18 protein-coding genes are annotated in these 19,470 nt (G+C 66.2%); 11 read left to right on the top strand and 7 right to left on the bottom strand.

Translation table 11 applies throughout. The annotated features are described in order from the left end of the window. Positions 1–516 precede the first annotated feature (516 nt). A complete protein-coding gene (locus tag ACWZEH_RS26250; RefSeq protein WP_456193552.1) occupies positions 517–1,374 on the top strand; it encodes a tyrosine-type recombinase/integrase in 858 nt (285 codons plus the stop codon). A 66-nt stretch (positions 1,375–1,440) separates the two neighbouring features. Here the strand turns inward: ACWZEH_RS26250 and ACWZEH_RS26245 are convergent, their stop codons facing one another. Further along, the gene (locus ACWZEH_RS26245; protein WP_456193551.1) at positions 1,441–1,671 is read right to left on the bottom strand and encodes a GntR family transcriptional regulator; all 231 of its coding nucleotides are present in this window, start codon (positions 1,669–1,671) and stop codon (positions 1,441–1,443) included. Positions 1,672–1,817: 146 nt separating this feature from the next. Here ACWZEH_RS26245 and ACWZEH_RS26240 point away from each other — a divergent pair, with 146 nt between their 5' ends. From ACWZEH_RS26240 to ACWZEH_RS26225, 4 genes are all read left to right on the top strand, one after another. Beyond that, the gene (locus ACWZEH_RS26240; protein ID WP_456193550.1) at positions 1,818–2,123 is read left to right on the top strand and encodes a hypothetical protein; all 306 of its coding nucleotides are present in this window, start codon (positions 1,818–1,820) and stop codon (positions 2,121–2,123) included. Then, a complete protein-coding gene (locus tag ACWZEH_RS26235; RefSeq protein ID WP_456193549.1) occupies positions 2,120–2,473 on the top strand; it encodes a hypothetical protein in 354 nt (117 codons plus the stop codon). Before ACWZEH_RS26240 ends, ACWZEH_RS26235 begins: the two co-directional genes overlap by 4 nt. A 192-nt stretch (positions 2,474–2,665) precedes the next feature. After that, positions 2,666–2,899: a hypothetical protein gene (locus ACWZEH_RS26230; RefSeq protein ID WP_456193548.1), complete on the top strand. Its 234-nt coding sequence runs from the start codon at positions 2,666–2,668 to the stop codon at positions 2,897–2,899. Positions 2,900–3,673: 774 nt separating this feature from the next. After that, on the top strand, positions 3,674–4,531 hold the full coding sequence (locus tag ACWZEH_RS26225) for a hypothetical protein (RefSeq protein ID WP_456193547.1): 858 nt from the start codon (positions 3,674–3,676) through the stop codon (positions 4,529–4,531). Positions 4,532–5,333: 802 nt separating this feature from the next. On the opposite strand, the gene ACWZEH_RS26220 is transcribed toward ACWZEH_RS26225, so the two are convergent. The 3 genes from ACWZEH_RS26220 to ACWZEH_RS26210 all read right to left on the bottom strand — a co-directional run bounded on the left by ACWZEH_RS26220 (position 5,334) and on the right by ACWZEH_RS26210 (position 6,560). Further along, positions 5,334–5,459, bottom strand: a complete 126-nt coding sequence (locus ACWZEH_RS26220) for a hypothetical protein (RefSeq protein ID WP_456193546.1) — start codon at positions 5,457–5,459, stop codon at positions 5,334–5,336. Between the two features lie 712 nt (positions 5,460–6,171). Then, a complete protein-coding gene (locus ACWZEH_RS26215) occupies positions 6,172–6,309 on the bottom strand; it encodes a hypothetical protein (protein WP_456193545.1) in 138 nt (45 codons plus the stop codon). Continuing rightward, the gene (locus tag ACWZEH_RS26210; RefSeq protein ID WP_456193544.1) at positions 6,309–6,560 is read right to left on the bottom strand and encodes a hypothetical protein; all 252 of its coding nucleotides are present in this window, start codon (positions 6,558–6,560) and stop codon (positions 6,309–6,311) included. Before ACWZEH_RS26210 ends, ACWZEH_RS26215 begins: the two co-directional genes overlap by 1 nt. Positions 6,561–6,978: 418 nt before the next feature. On the opposite strand from ACWZEH_RS26210, the gene ACWZEH_RS26205 reads away from it, so the two are divergent. From ACWZEH_RS26205 to ACWZEH_RS26185, 5 genes are all read left to right on the top strand, one after another. Continuing rightward, a complete protein-coding gene (locus tag ACWZEH_RS26205) occupies positions 6,979–7,392 on the top strand; it encodes a hypothetical protein (protein WP_456193543.1) in 414 nt (137 codons plus the stop codon). Between the two features lie 928 nt (positions 7,393–8,320). After that, positions 8,321–10,273, top strand: coding sequence for a DUF3987 domain-containing protein (locus ACWZEH_RS26200; protein WP_456193542.1), 1,953 nt, complete (start codon positions 8,321–8,323; stop codon positions 10,271–10,273). Beyond that, positions 10,270–10,542, top strand: a complete 273-nt coding sequence (locus ACWZEH_RS26195; RefSeq protein WP_456193541.1) for a hypothetical protein — start codon at positions 10,270–10,272, stop codon at positions 10,540–10,542. Before ACWZEH_RS26200 ends, ACWZEH_RS26195 begins: the two co-directional genes overlap by 4 nt. 736 nt (positions 10,543–11,278) lie before the next feature. Continuing rightward, positions 11,279–12,004, top strand: coding sequence for a DUF4145 domain-containing protein (locus ACWZEH_RS26190; protein ID WP_456199831.1), 726 nt, complete (start codon positions 11,279–11,281; stop codon positions 12,002–12,004). 726 nt (positions 12,005–12,730) lie between these two features. Next, positions 12,731–13,369, top strand: a complete 639-nt coding sequence (locus ACWZEH_RS26185) for a hypothetical protein (protein WP_456193540.1) — start codon at positions 12,731–12,733, stop codon at positions 13,367–13,369. A gap of 9 nt (positions 13,370–13,378) precedes the next feature. On the opposite strand, the gene ACWZEH_RS26180 is transcribed toward ACWZEH_RS26185, so the two are convergent. After that, positions 13,379–13,996, bottom strand: coding sequence for a hypothetical protein (locus tag ACWZEH_RS26180; protein ID WP_456193539.1), 618 nt, complete (start codon positions 13,994–13,996; stop codon positions 13,379–13,381). Positions 13,997–14,079: 83 nt separating this feature from the next. Between ACWZEH_RS26180 and ACWZEH_RS26175 the strand changes: the two genes are divergently transcribed. After that, complete coding sequence (locus ACWZEH_RS26175; RefSeq protein WP_456193538.1) at positions 14,080–15,210, top strand: hypothetical protein; 1,131 nt, start codon at positions 14,080–14,082, stop codon at positions 15,208–15,210. Positions 15,211–15,537: 327 nt separating this feature from the next. On the opposite strand, the gene ACWZEH_RS26170 is transcribed toward ACWZEH_RS26175, so the two are convergent. Together ACWZEH_RS26170 and ACWZEH_RS26165 are read right to left on the bottom strand one after the other, a co-directional pair. Next, entirely contained in the window at positions 15,538–16,866 is a 1,329-nt protein-coding gene (locus ACWZEH_RS26170; RefSeq protein WP_456193537.1) for a class I SAM-dependent RNA methyltransferase, read from the bottom strand. Positions 16,867–16,933: 67 nt separating this feature from the next. Next, positions 16,934–18,979 carry an APC family permease gene (locus ACWZEH_RS26165; protein WP_456193536.1) on the bottom strand — a complete coding sequence of 682 codons (2,046 nt, stop codon included), beginning with the start codon at positions 18,977–18,979 and terminating at the stop codon, positions 16,934–16,936. Positions 18,980–19,470 lie beyond the last annotated feature (491 nt).

Raw genomic sequence — 19,470 nt, 5'->3', positions numbered from 1 at the left:
AGGTCGACGCGAAAGTCCAGCTCAGGGCGAGTGCGCACCACGATAGGCCGAGCGCCTTCTAAGCGCTTGGCCGCAGGTTCGAGTCCTGCCGGGGGCGCAAACGCTGTCTGAGCTGCGAAAACGTGGCTCAAGCGCCCCAGTCGGAGCGCTGTGACTCACCCGTCCGATAGTTGGGCAAGGTGAGTCGCCGACTCAACTTTGCCCAGCTCTCACGAGAGAGCCACAGGCATGACACGGAGCCCTCTGCGCACACAGCAGAGCACGAGCAAGAGCGCACGTCGTCTCACGTCCGTACGCAGCACACACGAGCGTGAGGACGCTGCCAGCACGCGCGCACACGTACTAAGCGACTACGCAACGCACCTGCGAGCCAGCAACAACAAGCGCGGTAGGCCCTACGCCGAGAAGACAGTCACTGCGTACACCAAGGCAGCGCGTACGCTCGACCGCTGGCTGAGCACATCTCCGCAGGTCAGCGCAGCACAGGCGGACACCAGCGCAACACAGAGGGCGGGTGTGGCACAGCCCGCTAGCTTCCTGGACTGCGACGCCCAGGCCCTGAACGTCTTCTTCCGCGCGCACTACGACGGCGGGAAGGGCGAACGACAGGGTGGGACTCACACCCTCCAGCGCAACTTGCGCCCCTTCTTTAAGTGGCTGGAAGCCGAGTACGACCACGCGAACCCGTACAACGACGCACGGCTCCAGCGCTACGCGCACCCGGAGGACGTACGTCCACAGACGCTCTCCGTCGAGTTCATCCGTGATCTGCTCCAGGTCACAGGCGGGGGCAATCCTCGGGTCCGCGCATTCGAGAAGGTGCGAGACCACGCCATCATCCGGGTACTGACGGAGGGTCTGAGGGCGGAAGAACTCCTGTCCCTGCGACTCGACCACTTGCACCTGGACCAAGGACTCATCGGCCCAGTGACCCCACTGAAGGAGGCGAGGGCCAGTGGTGAGGGCCGCATCATCCCGCTTCAACCTCGGACAGTCGTGGCGATCACGCGGTACCTGCGGGCGCGAGAGAGTCACCGCCGAGCCAACCCGAACTCACCCGACTACACCGAATGGCTCTGGCTCGGGACACGCAACCGAGACCGGCTCACGTACTCGGGCCTGTATCGGATGCTGAACCGTCGGGCCGCTGACGCTGGGTACGGCAACCCGGACAACCCTGAGTCCAAGAGCATCGTTCACCCGCACCAGTTCCGACACACGACCGTGGATGACCTGCTGTCCGCTGGCGTCTCCGAGGGCGACGTGATGACCATCGCAGGCTGGAAGGACCCGTCAATGCTCAGGCGGTACGCGGCGGACATGGCAGCGACCCGAGCAGTGAACGCCGTCAAGCGCATGGGAGACCGCTACTGACCAGCGGCTAAGCACAGGCCGGCGAGCACAGCAGAGGGCTGGTGTGGAACGTCCCACACCAGCCCGCTACTCGTCGGCCTTCACGAACGATCCTTGGCCAAGGATCGTGTAGAGCCGTCCCTCTTCTCGGAGGGCGACCACGGCTTTCTGCACCGTCGAGGGCGCCACGTCCAGCTCGGCCGCCAACTCGTTCACGGCAGGGAACCGCTCGCCCGGCTCGTACACCCCATTGTCGAGCCTGCTCCGTAGCTCAGTGGCTACCTGGGGCCAGACAGGTTTCCCACGGTCAAGATCCATGGTTCTCAGCGTCCGCGAATCTGCGAGATCACGCGACCGCGTATACCCGTATACGCGTATGCTCAGTGACGCAGAGCACAACGCAAGACCCCCGCGACCGTGCGACCGGTCCGGGGGCATGGCCCGCACTAGCAAGGAGTGCAGACGTGCGAACTCTACTGGCCCTGATCCTCTCGTGGCTCTTGCCGTCCAGCGGCAAGCGACGACGCCCCGCCGAGGGTTACACAGATCGTGTAACCCCTGACACGGCACCTACCCGGCGGCTGATCATCACGCGCGACGCGGTGGGTGTGGGACGTCCCGCCGCATTCATCGAGGTCGACGGGTTGCCGCTCGTACGGCCCTACCTCGTCGCCCACGAGCGAGAGCAGGAGCGACGACGACAGCGGGACAGGCGAACCGCGCTCACCCTCGCAACCCTCGGCATCGACTTCCACGGAGTGGCGGCATGACCCAGCCCGAGAGCACCCGGCCTCAGTCCCAGCCCGAGCCCGACAGCAGGCTCCTCCGCCTCTTGCCGTGGAGCGATGACGACGGCAAGACGGCTCTCCTGTCGACCGACGGTACCGAGACGTACCTGTCCCGTCTCGCCGACAGGGTCGAGGAGCAGCAGATCGAGACAGCCGCCATTGCCCTGAGTCTGACCAAGCCGATGGTTGAGGACGGCGCGAAGCTCACGGTGCCTGAACTCCGTTGGGCCGCACGGAGGCTCATCGAGAGCCTGTCCGAGCTCCTGGTCATCGCTGAGAGCAGGGGCCAGCGCATCCCGCCGTACGCCGAGCCCGACGACGCCGACAAGTAGGCGCCACCCCTAGACGAGAGCCCCGAACGCTCGCACTGCCCACGAGTGTTCGGGGCTCTCTTACGGCTCTGGCCACTCTGGCCAGCGCTTGATAACAGGTCGCCTAGGAATGCTGCCATTTCTCTCGGGACGGTTCCCGTACTCCGAAAGTGTCGACCTGTCAGAAACACGACGACCCAAGGGGAAACCGACATGACCGATGCTCCTACTCCTGTAACGCGCTTCGACCACTCCGGCTGTGAGCACGAGAAGACCAAGACCGCTCGGGCCAAGTGCAGGAAAGCCATGCGCGAGGCCGAGGGCACGCCGAAAGACCCGGCGAAGAAGACGACGGCAAAGCCCGCTGCTCCCGCCAAGAAGAGCCCGACCCGCGCGACGCCCGCGAAGAAGTCGCCGACCAAGCCGACGGGTGACGCGGCGGAGTAACGCACCACACCCAGCAGAGAGGGCCTTGACGCATTGTGCGTCAGGGCCCTTTCTCATGGACTCGCCGGCACGCACTGACCAGCCACGATTACTGTGCGCCGTACGCACAGAATCGATGTACGCGCGTCTGGCGAGACCGGTTGCTGAGCGCGTGTCTTCCTGTCGCTCGCTCTGTCGGGAGCCGAGAGGCGCTATACAGCGCTCCTAACGCTGAGATGCGCGCGAGAGTGTGAGTGCAGACGCGCGAGATGCCTAAGACCGTGTCCTACGTGGTGAGGCAGACGAGTCGCCTGCAGCAGCACAGGGCTGAGGAGCGGTCCAGGCGCCTCCGGGTACATCCGGGTCAGGCGTGCTGCCATCTGCATCAGGTTCGTGCCGAATGCGCTGGCGCCGTCGCCGGTTCATCGCGTTCCGAGCGTCGCTGTCGGTGGGATACGCGAGACTGTCGATGTGTTAATCGGTTACCTGATCGCGGTTGTCCCTTGGATGGCTGCTGTAGCGATCGTTCTACTCCACGTTCCTGGACCGGTTCAGCGCTGGTGGTCAGGGTGGTTGGACCGCTTCGAGCGACTACGCGCCGCCTCGGGGGTGCGTCGAGCTGCCCCGCTTCTGACGCAGCTACTGCTGCTGCCGCCTCGAATACAAGATCGTGTCGGCGGCCACGGATTGGCCCCTCAGTATGTCGTGCGGTGGTGGCACGCTCTGCCCCTGGCCACGCCAATTAAGACACTCCGGTTTGGCTTGCTGCTATTCGTCTTAGTGCACGTCGACGACATGGCCGACTGGGAGCATCTGCGGTTGAGCGCGGATCCGGGACCGCAGCCTGGCGTGGTGCAGGCACTGCTCAGCAGCATCGTGGCTGTGCCGATGTCGGTGCGCCTCTGGGACTTTTCCGCGATCAGCAGAGTCACGGAAGTTCTCTTCTGGGCCCTGATCTTGATCGCTGAAGTGCGGCTCCTCAAGCGCATGAACCTAACCAGCTATGGCAACGGAGCGACGCATGCCGTCTATGACCTGGAGGCCCTCGCCGGGTACCCGGACAAGAAAAGTGCGCGAATGGAGGACCGGCGCTGCTGGCCTGTCGTTGCACTGCTGACGGTCGCAGCCCAGTGCGCCACAGTTCTCCGTCGCTGGGAGGAAACCCAGCCGGACTGCCAGATCCCGAGAGTTTCCATGCAACCGGTTGAGCGCGCCATTTGGAGGGCCCATCGCACCCGCCGCGCCAGAGCCAGACGGCACAACGAGCGGCAGTTCAAGGCACATGCTGCACTGGTGGTGGGCGCGCTACGAAGGGCCGAAGCGCGGCAGGACTCCGAGCCAGGCCGTGCCCTTGAAGACCTCATCGTGATGCTGCTGAAAATCGCCGAACGCTACGCCGAGGGCCGTATCGACGACCTTCTCGACGCAGATCAACTCGCCGGCGTGACTCCGGCCGCACCGAGGGAGCGATTGCGGGTGGTCGTGGTGGGGGGCGTGGTCGTGCTGGTCATGGCTGGTGCGGCCGTCCTCGGATTGCCCGATGCTGCACTCGTCCCTTTGCTGCCGGTGGTGGTGCTACTCGTTGCGGTCGTCTTCAACCGCGGCCGGATCCCAACTGCGGGACAGCTCACCGATTTGATCATCCCTCGGTGAGGGCTGAGAGCCCATGTTGAAGCCCTACCCGCCTCACCGCATAGGACACCGTCTAAGCGGCGAGAGCCTCGCGGGCTGGTGTGGTACGTCTCCGTCTGTCGCACGCCCGGCAGCGTCTATAGCCCCGGTATATCCGCGTGTTCTCCTTGGTGTACTCATGACCCCAGACGCAGTGCGTTCGGCGGCTCCAGTAGCGCCCCTGGCGCCCAGCCTCGCGCATGTCCCGCATGTTGTCCTTCTGGTCCCCGACGTAGAGATGACGGGGATTGCAGCATGGCGGATTGTGGCAACGGTGCAGAACCAAGAGATCCCGCTCTAGCTCCTCGCCCAGGAGGAAACAGACGAGCCAGCGGTGAGCGCGGTAATGCTTGCGACCAATGGCGAGTTGTCCATACCCGCTCTCGAATAGAGCACCGTCCCACACCCAGCAGTGGTCGGGACCGGCCGACTTATCAAGGGACGCGAAGAACCAATGAAGGGTTTCCCAGTAGCCGTTCATAAAGCCACGCTATCCACGGTTCTGCGGCATTAGCCCGCGTCGGGCGCCCATATGCATTGTGACGCGGACACCAACATTCACTGGATGTCATGGAAAGAGCTCTCGGGATGAGGTGGTCTGAATATGAGGCCGTTGCAACGGAGTTCCGTGCGCGACTGGCCCGAGGCGAGTTCCCGGAGGCTGTCAGTGATTCGACAGTAACCGGCCCCCAACCTGTGCTTCCAGTCTCGGTGGGGGCCAGTGCCGTACTGAGGGGCCGCGTGCGGGCCGTCGGGTAGCGACCCGGCTGGCCCTAGAGGGCCATCAGCGTTGTGACAACCTCTCGTAGATCACCAGAAACGGGGCTACATAGCCGGACGCTTCGGTCGGCGACGCGTGGCCGCTCACGATCAGTGCTGCGCCTGCCAAAAGCGCGCTGACGTAGATCATGGCCGTTATCCACAAGGATGTTGTCTGAGGCTGGCTTTGAGGCTCTAACCCGTCCATACTGGGGGCTGCTCCTTCCCGTAGAGCGGTTGATGGAGTTGAGGGCCACCTGCCACCGGCTATGCGTAGGTGGCCACTCCTTCTTCACGGCAAGCAATGCGCGTTGCCGTTTCGGCAGAATGCCATGGCGCAGCGTGCGGGGTCAAGCTGATCTCCTTGAGTTCGAAGGCAAGTTAACCCATATTCCATTACGTTCGCCATGGGAATGGGATTCAGACCTTTGAATCGAAGGTGACTGTTGGCTAGCGGTCGTCGGCCCTGAGGGCGGAACGGGCTCCGGACCTTGTGACCGCAACTTCGTCGCCCCGGCCCCGAATCACTGCTAGGCCGCCGACTTCACCCACGTCACCACCTTCGCCGGCGCCGTCCACGTCGCCTTCGTCGTGGACACCTTCTCCCACCGCATCGTCGGCTGGTCCGCGGCCACCTAGAGCGAAACGCGGCTCGCCCTGGACGCCCTCGAGATGGCCCTCTGGCAGCGCAATCGGGGCCGCCATCAACATCGTCCCGAAGTAACCAACCGTCAGGAGCCCCGGAGAGTACGAGTCTCCGGGGTTCTTGGTGCATCGCTCAGACGCGCGTCTCGGTCGCTCTCTCGTCGACACGCACTCTCATGCACGACGCATGAGAGCCCGAGAGCAACGCTCAGAGCGTTCTAGGACGTGCTCTCGCTCTCGTCGCTCTGTGCGTCGTCGTTCACGACGCTCCGCAGGAGCTTTCGCCACCTTCGGCACTTGGAGCGCTCGGCCTTCGTCTTCTCGTGATCACAGTTCTCGTGGCTCTCGTGGGCCATCACTTCTCCCCCGCGCCGCCGTTGAGGATCTCGTGTTGCCGGTCCACCATCTCTTCCCACACTTCCAAGTGGACCGCGTAAGCGTCACAGGCCCGGATGTACCTCCTGACGTAGTCCTCCTCGATCTCTTCCCGCTCGTCCTGGCAGTCGGCGCACAGGCCCGTCATCTTCCACTCGACGATGTAGTTGGCCTCGTCGTCGGGGTCCGTGTGGTCGATGTCGCCCAGCATCTTGCCGTCCGCACCGAACACGGGCTTTCCACAACCACCAGGTGCAGACAGGCACCGGCCCTCGTTTAGGGCGTCCGCGATGAGTTCTTCCAAGCTGGCCATTTGACTCCCACCATTCCCGTTCGGTCGTGCATTTGCTGACGTCGAGAACGCTAGATCTCTGACACAACGCCTGAAAATGCCTGAGCGCGGGCGATGGCTTAGACATCACACTAAAGAGCTATCCAGCGGGTGAGCGTGGGATGAGCAACAAAGCCCGCCTATCGTGACCCACTTATGGGTCATTCTCGCGTGATTACTGGGCATAGCCGGACAAGATTGCATCCGGCGGTTACCCTCCGTGGCCCTGCGCACCATGGGTTCGATTCGTATGGCCTGTTCCACACCAGCCGAGACGGACTCGGCGGTTCGGGGCTTAGTCCCTGGTAGAGGAGGCGTGATGGCCAGGCTGATTGACACGGGATTCTGGGACCAACTCTGGACAGGCATAGAGACCTCTCCGGACGACTGGCCCACACTCGCCGAGAGCGACCAGTGGGACGAGTGGATGAAGGGCGGGACCTGGGTCGCAAAGAAAGGCGAGGACTTTACCGGCTCGGCGGAGGAGTTTGTCTATGGGACGCAGCGTCGGGCCATGGCTGCTGACCTGGGCTGGGATAATGTGTGGTGGCCTTCGGAGGTGATCTTCCGATTCCGCTATTTCCCGGCCGCGGAGAGGGACCTGACCTTCTCGAAGCCGCTTCCCGCTCATGATGAGGTGACTGGGGAATACCTGGGCTACTGGAGACTGCCGGACGGTACGCGGATTGAGTTGCCCGCCAATGTCTCACTCACGATGAACGACGCGACCTAAAGCTCTAGGCGCTCCTCCGTTCTCGCGTGTCGAGTTCATCGCGCGTGCTCTGCCGAGAGCCTAGAACATCGCTCACGCTCGTTTAGGAGCTATCGAGAGCGCACATGAGACGTACGCACGCACGTCGATTCACGAGAAAGCCCCGTACCGATTCACTGGTACGGGGCTTCTGTATGCGTGGCAGCGATTGCAAAGTCTAGGTAAAGAGCTTCTGCCGTATCGGCACATAGGAGCTTGCCGTAAAACGTCGCAGCGATCAGCATTGATCATGAAAGCCGAAATGATCGAAATGGGAGGCAACATGCCCGCCAAGATTTACCCCTGGGAAAAGTGGACGGATGGGCAAGTTCACACCATCTACCGGGGTACAGACTTCACTCAGGGCTGCCGCGAGATGACCAAGTCCATCAGGAAGCACGCCCACGACAACGGCATGAAGGCCAAGGCTATCGACCTAGGCGACTCCGTCCGCTTCCAGTTCTTCGAGGCCGCGAAGGCCGAGTAATCACCCGCCGCGAACCGAGGGAGGAAAGGAAACGATGAGCCATGAATACGCTTACGCGGCTCAAGGTATACCGCCGCCATCACTGCGAGCGGCGACACAGGACCTACGAGACATTCGCCCGGTGCGTGTGGAAGAACGCCATCTGGGTCCGGGCATTCGACCTGGGAACGCACCTGCCCTATGCGCTGGTGTCCGACTGTCGGAAGCCGTATCTGTACGGCGACCAGCGCACGGTAAGTCTCTGGGCCTCGCAGGAAAGCGCGGAGCGACAGAGGGAGTGGATCGACCGCACGGGATGCGGGGGAGGCTGCTACCGAGACCACGAGGTCATCAGGCTGGGAATGCAGCCATGAGAAAGGCCCGCTTTGTGGGGAAGCGGGCCAACTCAGATAACCGAACTGCCAGGAAAGAAAAGGTAACGGAATGAAGCATAACGACCTCTTTAAGGGATTGCAATTCCTGGTCATTTCCGGGAAGCGAAACTCTCAGGACAAGCTCCACATGCAGCCGCGAGGGATCATCGGCGCTTCGGCGCTGGCGACGCTCAAGCCCGAGAAGGAGCGGCCGGAGCTGCTGTTCGCTCCGTTCCCGATGACGGTCGACGATGCTATGCCGTCGATTGCCCGAGCTGGGGACGGCGGTTGTCTGGTCTGGACCGACGTGGACCACAGCCTCACCAGGGAACAGAAGGGGCTGGCCGAAGAGCTGGGCGCCTGGCTGCTGGCCTCGGGCACGCCGGGCCGCCGTCAGGTGTTCATCCGCCTGGACTCTGCCACACCAGCCCATCACGTCGAGGCGTTGAACCGTGCCCTGTGCGAGAAGCTGGACGGCGACACGTCGAAGATCTCCCGCGCGGCCATCATGCGCCTGGAGGGCGGCTTCAACACCAAGGGCGGTGAGCGCCGTCGTGCTCGCTTCGTGCACCAGTCAGAACGCGTCTGGAGCGCTCCTGAGCTAGCCCGGAAGCTCGGTACGGAGCTTCCCGACACAGACACGCGCGACACTGTCTCTGAGATGCCGACCGGGCCTCTCAAGCCCGAGGAGCCTGCCAAGCGCAACCGCCGCGCCGAGTGGGCACTGGACACAGCCAACAGTAAGTACGAGTCCGGCAACCAGACGAACCGTGACGGGGTGCTCTGGGGCCTCTACAAGGACCTGGCTCGCCCGGTGTCGCAGAAGGTCAAGGGCATCGCGGGAGCGGGCGTTACCGACGGGGGTCACCTCCTCTGGTACGCCCTCCGGTGCGAGGCGGCCAAGCACGATGCCAGCTGGGTTGCTGGGGACGTGAAGAGGTTCCTCCGGAGCAAGGAGTACGTGGTCTTCACGGAGGCGGCCGAAGCGGAGACGGCGGGTGTGGAAGAAGACGTACCACACCAGCCCGAGAGTGCCGGCGAGCCTGCGGCCGAGCCGGTGAAGGATGACGAGTTCTGGGAGTCGCGGCCGTACCTGACGCACATCCGCGACTTTGCCCGCTCGCGTCTGGTCTCGCCGTGGGCAGTGCTGGGCGTCGTGCTGGCTCGCGTGGCCACCTGGATCCCTCCGGCGGTGACGCTGCCGCCCATTGTCGGCACCAAGGCGAGCTTGAACCTGTTCATCGCCATCGCGGACGACTCGGGTCTCGGTAAGGGCACGTCCATCGGTACCGCGCGCGATTGCATCGAGAACCCGTACACCCTCCAGTCGATCAACCTCGGCTCGGGTGAGGGCATCGGCCATCAGTTCATGGAGCGGGTCGGCGGCGAACTCAACCAGCACACCGAGGCCGTGATGTTCATGGTCAACGAGATCGACAGCCTTACCGCCATGCAGGGGCGCAGCGCCAGCACGGTTACGCCGACACTGTGTTCCGCGTGGGTGGGTGAGCCGCTCGGGTTCGCGTACGTGGACAAGAACAAGCGTCTGCCGATGGCCGAGCACACGTACCGCCTCACGCTCGTGTGTGGTGTCCAGCCGAAGCGGGCGCGGTCGCTCATCGAGTCGGCGGGCTCGGGTCTGCCTCAGCGCTTCCTGTGGTTCCCTGCTCTGGATCTGGGTGCGCCGGAGCTCAGCGACGACGCGGTGGAACCTAAGCCGATGCGGTGGATGCTCCCTGGGGGTGACCTGGAGCGCGCTTTGGGTGCGGGCGGTTACTCGGTACCGGTCGCCGCCTCGATCCGCCGACAGATCCGCGAGGAGCGCAGCGACCGGATGCGCGGGCTCCTGCACGTGGATGAGCTGGACTCTCACCGGAACCTGTCGCGGTTGAAGGCGGCCACGGCTCTCGCGTTTCTCGACGTGCGCGCGGAGGTGAGCGAAGAGGACTGGGAGCTGTCGGGGGGCTCATGGCTGTCTCGGATGCGACCAGGGGCCATGTCGTTGACGCTCTCCACCGCTTGAAGGTCGATGAGGCGCGCGACCGGGGCAAGGTCAAGGGCGCCGAGCAGATCGCCGCGACGGAGGAAGTGCACAAGGTCAACGACGCGGAGGACTGGGCCTGGAGCAAGATCAAGGCTGAGGGCAACGTGCGGGAGGGCGAGTTGAAGCGGCGTTGTCCGTCGCGGTTCAAGGACTACTTGCCGGAAGCTCTGGCGAGGCTGGAGCGGGACAAGAAGGTCAAGCGCGAGCAGGGCAAGCGCAAGGACAGCGTGAGCTGGCTCAAGATCTAGCGCGTCCAGCAACTCGCAACGCAACACGCAACGTTCGTCAACACGCAACGTTGCGTGTTGCTGCGAGACGCAACGACGTAGGCGCAGGACCTATATATAAAAGGTGGTTTTTTAATTTATGTAGTTCTGGGCGTTTTCAGGTAGTTGCGATTTCGACTCGCAGCGTTGCGTGTTGCGTGTTGCGTGTTGAGCGAGGGAGCAACACGCAACGCGTGACGTGGCTGCACGAGCAGACAGACGAGAGGGGGGTGGTGTGGGAGATGTGACGTTGATCAGTGCCGAGACTGAGGCGGACGACGACAGAGCGTGCGTTCTCAGAGAAGCGCGTGGGGTAGATATCGGCACAAAGCGGTGGGTGATGGGTTGCGGACGTAACGAGGCTGCACAGGCGAGATCTGAGCCCCACCCGCCCTCAGCCCTGGCCAGCACCGCCCTCTTAGAAACCAACTGTTCGGTGACCGAACTGCCTGTCCACCACTCAGCCGAGTGGCCGGGAGTGCGCTGCTGCCTCTGTGTTCTGGCCGTTTGAGATCACGCCGGCGGCCCGCGGGTGAGTGTCTACGTAACGGGCAGGTCCACAAGCCTGCCCGATCCGCGGGCCAGCGTAAGAGGCCATGATCACTCGCGCCAAGGCAGCTCCAGCCCAAAGCCGCTACGCCGACCTGCGCTGGCCGTTACGCGCTCTCATAAAATCTGCCAACCTCTACGCCTGTTGGGCTACCGTCCTGGTGTGACGATGCAGATGGATAGCCTGAACGGCTTCAACCCGCTCGGTGCGTCGGTGTCGGCGAAGTGCCCGCACTGTGTTCACCAGACAACCCTTCAGGTGATGGCGCATGAAGACCTCATAGGCAGTGAGATCGAAACGTCTTCGGGTGAGCAGGCTGCTCGATTCTTGCTGAGGCTCGACTGTGACTGGTGCAAGAAGAGCAGTGCCTACATCCAGACCGCAAAGATCACGAAACCCATGTTCCCTGACGGCAGGGGGAGTGGCCGGAGCCTCCAGACACTTTCTGTCACGCAGATTTACCCAGAGCAAACGCCGCGACAGCTAGGCCCGGAGGCCCCCCTTGCTGTACGCGAGGTCTTCGCCGAGGCGACGCTTGCAGAAGCTGCAGGAGCCTTTCGGCTCGCGGGTATCGGCTACCGGGCCACTGTCGAGCAGATCGTCAAGGACAAGGCTGCCGCAGGGAAGAACCTTTACGAACGCATCACCAGCTTGACGGCGCTGGGGGTAACTCAGGACATCGTGGATGCCTTCCACGAGGCAAGATTCGTGGGCAACGACGCAGCGCACGATGCGTTGGCCTACTCGGCAGAAGAGATCGCAGACATCGCAGAGTTGGTTATCGAGGCCGTGGTCGTGCTGTACGTCCAGCCTGCTCAGCGAGCCAAGATGGCACAGCAGCGTGCTGCGCGCAGAGCAGCCGCGAAACAGGCCGCTACTCAAACTAATACGTGATTAGGTCTGAGCGATGGAGGTCGCTGAGAGCCGTTGCAGTACAGCAGCGAGGTGCAGCGACCTGACTGTCCTCACGGTCCCACCGACCAGCCCTGCGGGGACAGCGAGTGAGCGCGGGGACTCCATCACGTGTCGGGCCGTCTCCGGGCCGTGAAAGGGCGCGTTGCTGGACGAGGCCCTGGCCCGTGAACTGTTTCCCGCGGCGCGCGTCTCTCGTGGTCTGTGACTCTCCGGCCGGTTTGAGGGTGTCCGTACCGCCCCGTCAGAGCGCTAAGCACCTGTTCCAGGGTGTTTATGGTCAGGTGCTTACGCCTGTTTGGGTGAATTGACCCAGGCTGTGCCACCGCTCTAAGCTGCGCGTTTGTCACAGCACCTCGGGTCTGAAGTCGCAGCGCCTTCTAAGCGCTTGGCCGCAGGTTCGAGTCCTACAGGGTACCCAGAACATGGCTGGTCCCCTGTCAAGGCCATGAGCCCCGGCGGTCCATCGATAGGCGTCGCGAACGGGGAGTCTGCGCCTGATCGCCCCCCGTGCAGTCGGCGGCCCTTTCCGCGCCAACCCGTGACAGGTGCCGGGAAGTCGGTACGCGCTACCAGGCAGCACGCCGGGGTGGGAGGAACGACCATCATGGCCCGGTCGGAGCGGCCGGCGATTGACCGAGAGAGGGGAACTAGGCCCCGCCCGCCGCTCGACGCCGACTGCGCGGCACCGTAACGGACCTGCTGAGCGTGGCACCCGAGGCACCCGCCGACACGGCCGAACCCCTGCGCTGGCTGCTGGAGTCGGTCGGCGACGGAGTGACGCTGACCCAGGCCGGCTACCTGCCGCGCGCCCTGGTCATCGAGGCCGCCGAACGCTACGACTGGTATCTGCCCGGCATGGTGCCGCGCACCGAGTACGACGTCGTCCGCCTCGCCGAACTGCACGAACTCGCCCGTGCGGCGCGGCTGCTCGCCAAGCGGCACCGCAAGCTCGCCCTGACCGCCCGTGGCCGGCAGCACCTCGCCGACCCGGCCCTGTTGCAGGCCACCGCGGCCCACGCCTGGTTCGGCGACGGCGTCCGAGCCGAGCTCGCCGAAGCCGCCGCCGCAGCCCTGCTCGACGGGGAGCTCACGCTCGACGACCTCACCGCCGCCGTGCACACCCTGGCCGCCGAGGCGTTCACCCTCGCCGACGGCAGCGCCCCACGGCCCGACGACACCCGCCACTTCCTGTGGCAGTGGCTGCGCCCCGGCGAGGCCCTGGGCTTCCTGGCGTACCGCAACCGCCACCGCTCCACCCTCTTCCTCACCCCCACCGGCCGAGCCGCCGCCCTCACCGCGCTCCGAGCACGTGCCCACGCCCCGCGGACCGCGCCCCGGACGTGAACCCTCCGCTCAGGGGCGGGCGGGCAGGACGCAGCCGAGTTTCAGCAGCGCGGTGCGGAAGGCCGGGAGATCGTCGGGAGCCACCATGAGGTGCCTCGGACCGATCCGGGAGCACAACGCGCCCGCCCTGCGGCCCTTCGCGATCATCACGGCCTGTGCCTCGTCCACACACTCCAGCAGGTGGCACGTGCCCAGATCCCATACCTTTTCGGTGCGGGAGGCGGCGTCGGCCGGCAAAACCGTGACGGTCTGCGGCAGTTCCTCTCCCGCGCTGCTCCCCCCGGTCAGGAAGCGGTGCAGTTCCTTCAGGCCGCGGCCTGCGTGGAGGGCCTTCAGCAGGGAGGCGGTGGACAGCGTCCAGACATGGTCGGCGGACCGGGTCGCGAACGCGTCGAGCAGCAGCGCCTCGGCCGGGGCCAGGCCGTCGAGTGCCACGACGTCGAAGTTCTTCGGCAGGACCCCGACCGGGCTCTGCGCCCCGACAGCGGGTGCCGGACCTGGCCCGGTAAGCACCAGCGGCCAGGCGAAGGCCCTGACCGCCTCGCCTCCGTAGAAGTCACCACCGGTGAGGATCTCGCCCAGCGCTCGAATCGTGGCCGCGGAGGGGCGCTTCGTCTGTCGCTGCACCGCAGCCTGCCCGCGGCGGCCGGCTGCAGCACCGCTGCCGTTCCCCACCCGCACCCACCCGCGGCGGCGGTAGGGTCCGCCATGTGAGCGAGTACCAGTACTACGAGTTCCAGGCCCTCGACCGGCCGCTCAGCCGCGAGGAACAGGAACAGCTGCGGGCCATCTCCACCCGGGCCCGGATCACCGCGACCAGCTTCACCAACACCTACCACTGGGGTGACCTGAGCGGGAATCCGCGCCGTATGGTCGAGCGCTACTTCGACGCGCACCTGTACGTCACCAACTGGGGCACCCACCGTCTGATGCTCCGCCTGCCCAGGCAGACCCTGGCTCTGCCCACGGTGAAGCCGTACTGCCTCGACCACCACGTCGACGCCTGGACCACCCGCACCCACCTCCTGCTCGACCTCACCAGCGACGACGAAGGCGGCGACTGGGTCGAGGGCGCCGACGACTCCCTGGCCGCCCTCATCGGCGTCCGCGACGAACTCGCCACCGGCGACCTGCGCCCCCTCTACCTCGCCTGGCTCTCCGCGCTCGCCGCCTGGGAACTCGAGGACGACGACGAAGAGGAGTACCAGACCTGCCCGGAGCCGCCCGTCCCGACCGGGCTCGGCGAACTGACCGCCCCGCAGAGCGCGCTCGCAGACTTCCTGCGCGTGGACAACGACCTGCTGACAGTCGCGGCCCAGGCCAGTCCCGCCGCGCCCGAGAAACCGGCCAGGCCCACGAAGAAGGAACTCGCCCCGCTGATCGCCGCAATGTCCCAGAAGGAGAAGGACGCTCTGCTGCTGCGGCTCGCCCTCGGCCCGGAACCCGGGCTGCGCACCGAACTCCTGCACCGCCTGCACGGCGCCGACGCACCCACCACGGTCCCCGGGCGCTGCTCCGCCGCCCAACTCCTGGACGCCGCCCACACACGGCGCGCCGAACGCCAGAAGCGCGCCGAACACGAACGGACCACCGCCCGCGCCCAGCGCCTGACCGCCCTCGCGAGCGAGGCCGAATCAGCCTGGCAGAAGGTCGAGGCGCACATCGCCACCAAGAAGACCAGCGCCTACGACCAGGCCGTCACCCTCCTCGCGGAACTGCGCGACGCCTCCTCCCACACCGGGCACGACACGGACTTCCGCCAGCGGCTGACCCGCCTTCGCGAGGACAATCAACGCCGCCCCGGCCTCATCCACCGCCTCGACCGCCACGGCCTCCGATAGGCCCCCTCCCCCCTGGCACCGATCGGGCCGGGCTGCGCCCTCCTCACCTCAGGGAGACAGCGTGAGTGCCGGAACGCGCACGGCCCCATGGAGCGCCGGTCTCCACGGTCACCGCGTCGTGACTCCTCGCTGTCTCTTTCTGAGACAGTTGCCGCGTGGTTCGCAGCAGATTGTTCAGGCGCTTCTCCCCCTCACCCGAGCCCCTCACTCTGCAACCCAAAGCCACCTGACGCCCCATCAGAACGAGCGTCACGAGCGTCATTTCAGCGTCAAGATATCGCCCGTAACGCCCACACTGCACATAATGCGCACGCACAAAACCGCAGGTCAGGAGCCCTTCGCGACCGGCTCAAGGATCGCCACGCACTCCACATGGTGCGTCATCGGGAACAGGTCGAACGCCCGCAGCGTCCGTACCCGGTACCCCCCGTCCCTGAAGTACGCCAGGTCCCTCGCCAGGGCCGCCGGGTCGCAGGCGACGTACGCGATCCGTCGCGCGCCCAGGGACGACAGGTACTCCACCGTCTTGCGGCCGGCGCCCGCCCGCGGCGGGTCGAGGACGACGATGTCGGCCTCGGTGATGCCGGTGCGGGGCAGGAGGGAGTCGACCTTGCCCTGTTCGATGCGGACCCGGGGGAAGTCGGCGAGGTTGTGCCGGGCGTCCTCGACCGCGCGCTTGCCGGACTCGATGCCGAGGACCGCTCCCGCGTCGCCGACCCGGTCGGCGAGGGCGCCCGCGAACAGGCCGGCGCCGCAGTACAGGTCGAGGGCCATGTCGCCCTTGCGGGGCAGCAGGCCCTGCATGACCGCGGTGACCAGGGTGTCCGCCGACTTCGGGTGGACCTGCCAGAAGCCGCCGTTCGCGACCCGGTGGGTGCGGCCGTCGGCGCGTTCGCGGACGAAGGGGCGGCCGTGGACGCGGTGGACCTGGCCGTTGCGCTCGTCGATGCGCAGGACGGAGACCGGGCGGTCGAGTTCGACCAGCGGCAGGCGTGCGCCCGGCTTCGGGGTGAGGACGACCTGGCGGTCCTGGGAGCCCGTCGCGGCGATCGCCTCGACGGAGTCCATGCCGGTCCAGTCCCGCTTCTCGATGCCGAGTTCGCTGACGCCCTGAGCGGCGATCATGCAGTGGTCGATCGGCTCGACCTCGTGCGAGCGGTGCCGGCGCAGGCCCGCGCGGCCGTCGGCGGTCACCGCGTACTGCACGCGCGTGCGCCACTGCGGGACCTGGCCGGCGGGGAGCTTGTCGCCCTCGGCGGGCACGACCGTGCCGTCCCAGCCGGCCTCCTCGGGGGTGAGCCCGGCGAGCCGCTGGAGCTGCTCGGCGACGACCTCGCCCTTGAGCCGGCGCTGCGCTCCCGGCTTGGCGTGCTGCCAGTCGCAGCCGCCGCAGCGGCCGGGCCCGGCGTACGGGCAGGGGGCGTCGATGCGGTCCTTGGAGGCGTCCAGCACCGTGACCGCGTCCGCGCGCAGGAAGCGGGCACCCTCCTCGCCCTCGGTCACCCGGGCGACGACCCGCTCGCCGGGCAGCGTGTGCCGGACGAACAGCACCTGGCCCTCGGACGTACGGGCGATGCAGTGGCCGCCGTGGGCGACGGGGCCGACCTCGACCTCGTACTCCTCCCCCACCAGCGATTTCTTCGGTTCTGCCTGCATGGCGGGGTGACTCCACAACATCGGGGGCGTAGGTGCGGGCGGTGGCCCGCGACAACAGCCGTCCAGTCTACGTGTGCGGGGAGGAGTCCTTCGACCGCTCCGCCGGTCCGCGCCGCACCGATCCCGGTGCCGTCCAGTCCGCCCGCTTGCGGGCGCGCCGCTTGGCCACCTCGGAGGACTGCAGCTGGTACGGCACCGAGGTCACCATCACGCCCGGTGTGAACAGCAGCCGGCCCTTCAGCCGCAGCGCGCTCTGGTTGTGCAGGAGCTGCTCGTACCAGTGGCCGACCACGTACTCGGGGATGATCACGGACACCACGTCCCGCGGCGACTCCCTGCGCAGGTTCTTGACGTATTCGATGACCGGCCGTGTGACCTCGCGGTACGGGGAGTCCAGCACCTTCAGGGGCACCTCGATGCCGCGCCGCTCCCATTCCGCGTGCAGCGCCCGGGTCTCCGCCGCGTCGACGTTGACGCTGAGCGCCTCCAGAGTGTCCGAGCGCATCAGCTTGGCGTAGGCGAGGGCGCGCAGGGTGGGCCGGTGGATCCTGGAGATCAGGACGACCGAGTGGACGCGGGAGGGGCGCACCATGTCGGGGCTTGGGCCCTCGGGGGCGGCGATCTCGTCGGAGACGCGGTCGTAGTGCCCGCGGATGGCCGTCATCAGCGCGTAGAAGAAGCACATGCCGAGCAGGGCGACCCAGGCGCCGTGGGTGAACTTGGTGACGAGTACGACGACCAGCACCAGGCCGGTGAAGAAGGCGCCGAAGGCGTTGATGGCCCGGGAGCGGATCATGTGCCGGCGTGCGGCCCGCTGTTTCTCGGTGGTCAGCAGGCGGTTCCAGTGCCGGACCATGCCGATCTGGCTGACGGTGAAGGAGACGAAGACGCCGACGATGTAGAGCTGGATCAGGTGCGTGGTGCCGGCGCCGTAGACCCACACCAGCACGATGGCCGCGCCGGCGAGCAGCACGATCCCGTTGGAGAAGGCGAGCCGGTCGCCGCGGGTGTGCAGCTGGCGCGGGAGGTAGCGGTCCTGGGCCAGTATCGAGCCGAGCAGCGGGAAGCCGTTGTAGGCGGTGTTCGCGGCGAGGAAGAGCACCAGCGCGGTCGCGGCGGCCAGGGCGAGGAACAGCAGACTGCCCTCGCCGAACACGGCCTCGGCGACCTGCGAGATCACCGGGTGCTGCACGTAGTCGGGGCCGACCGGGACTCCGTCGTGGAACAGTTCCGTGGCCGGGTTCTCGGCCAGGCGGACGTCGGTGGCGGCGGCCAGCGCGATGATGCCGCAGAACATGGTGACGGCGAGCAGGCCCATCATCGCGAGCGTCGTCGCCGCGTTCCTGGACTTGGGCTTGCGGAAGGCCGGTACGCCGTTGGAGATCGCCTCGACGCCGGTGAGCGCGGCGCAGCCGGAGGAGAAGGCGCGCAGCAGGAGGAAGACCAGGGCGAAGCCGGCCAGGCCCTGGTGCTCGGGGTTGATCTCGTAGTCCGCCGTGGGTGCCCGCATGTCGTCGCCGAGCACCACCGAGCGGAACGTGCCCCACGCGATCATGGTGAAGACGCCGGCGACGAACACGTACGTCGGGATCGCGAAGAGGGTGCCCGACTCGCGTACGCCCCGCAGGTTCATCAGCGTCAGCAGCACGATCACGCCGATCGCGCAGGCCACCTTGTGCTCGACGACGAACGGGATCGCCGAGCCCAGGTTCTCGATGCCGGCGGAGATCGACACGGCCACGGTGAGGACGTAGTCGACGAGCAGGGCGCTCGCGACGGTCAGGCCCGCCCGGGGACCGAGGTTGGTCGTCGCCACCTCGTAGTCGCCGCCACCACTGGGGTAGGCGCGGACGTTCTGCCGGTAGGAGGCGACCACGGTGAACATCAGGACGACGACCGCGACCGCGATCCAGGGGCTGAAGTGGTACGCCGACAGACCCGCGACGGAGAGGACGAGCAGGACCTCCCCGGGCGCGTACGCCACGGACGACAGGGGGTCGGAGGCGAAGACGGGGAGTGCGACACGCTTGGGCAGAAGCGTCTCGCCCAGCCGGTCGCTGCGCAACGCGCGCCCGATGAGAATGCGTTTGGGCACGTCGGTCAGTTTGGACACAACAGTGGATCGTAGGCCGTGGCACAAGGAGCGACCCACCCACCACCCACTTCCATACGGCTTCCGTACGGCACTCCGTGCGGCACTCGGGTGCACCGTCGGGTTGCGGGGCCTGTGGCCTTCTGCTCTCCGGGTGAAAACGCGGGGTGGTGGCGTCGAGGGTTCCGCTGAGCGTATCGATTCCATGCCTATATGACTGGGCCCTTGTCCGTCGGCCCCGTCCGTCGCCGCTCCGTGGAGGTTCCCATGTACGCGCCCGCAGAACTGATCGGTGCCCTCGCCGCGCTGCTCGGCCTCGGGATCCTGGCCCTGGCGAGCGTGCGCAGCATCACCCGCCGCTGACCGGCTCCCGATACGGATACGTTGGTCCCGGGTACCCGGGACCGGGCCCCGGAGGGGGTCGGGAGCACGCCGTCCCGGCATGATGTTGCCCCGCGGTCCGCAATCGGGCCGCCGCGGGTTGCCCGGCGAGCCGAAAGAGAGACACGAGC

It is taken from the genome of Streptomyces yamdrokensis (assembly GCF_053890455.1).
Note: the sequence above shows the minus strand (reverse complement) of the source record. Positions and strands in the feature narration are given on the sequence as shown.

Coding starts and splice junctions, on each gene's coding strand:
- ACWZEH_RS26230 (WP_456193548.1), top strand. CDS start 2,666: ATGACCGATGCTCCTACTCCTGTAACGCGCTTCGACCACTCCGGCTGT.
- ACWZEH_RS26190 (WP_456199831.1), top strand. CDS start 11,279: ATGCAGATGGATAGCCTGAACGGCTTCAACCCGCTCGGTGCGTCGGTG.
- ACWZEH_RS26220 (WP_456193546.1), bottom strand. CDS start 5,459: ATGATCTACGTCAGCGCGCTTTTGGCAGGCGCAGCACTGATCGTGAGC.
- ACWZEH_RS26170 (WP_456193537.1), bottom strand. CDS start 16,866: ATGCAGGCAGAACCGAAGAAATCGCTGGTGGGGGAGGAGTACGAGGTC.
- ACWZEH_RS26225 (WP_456193547.1), top strand. CDS start 3,674: ATGGCCGACTGGGAGCATCTGCGGTTGAGCGCGGATCCGGGACCGCAG.
- ACWZEH_RS26215 (WP_456193545.1), bottom strand. CDS start 6,309: ATGGCCCACGAGAGCCACGAGAACTGTGATCACGAGAAGACGAAGGCC.
- ACWZEH_RS26200 (WP_456193542.1), top strand. CDS start 8,321: ATGAAGCATAACGACCTCTTTAAGGGATTGCAATTCCTGGTCATTTCC.
- ACWZEH_RS26205 (WP_456193543.1), top strand. CDS start 6,979: ATGGCCAGGCTGATTGACACGGGATTCTGGGACCAACTCTGGACAGGC.
- ACWZEH_RS26235 (WP_456193549.1), top strand. CDS start 2,120: ATGACCCAGCCCGAGAGCACCCGGCCTCAGTCCCAGCCCGAGCCCGAC.
- ACWZEH_RS26245 (WP_456193551.1), bottom strand. CDS start 1,671: ATGGATCTTGACCGTGGGAAACCTGTCTGGCCCCAGGTAGCCACTGAG.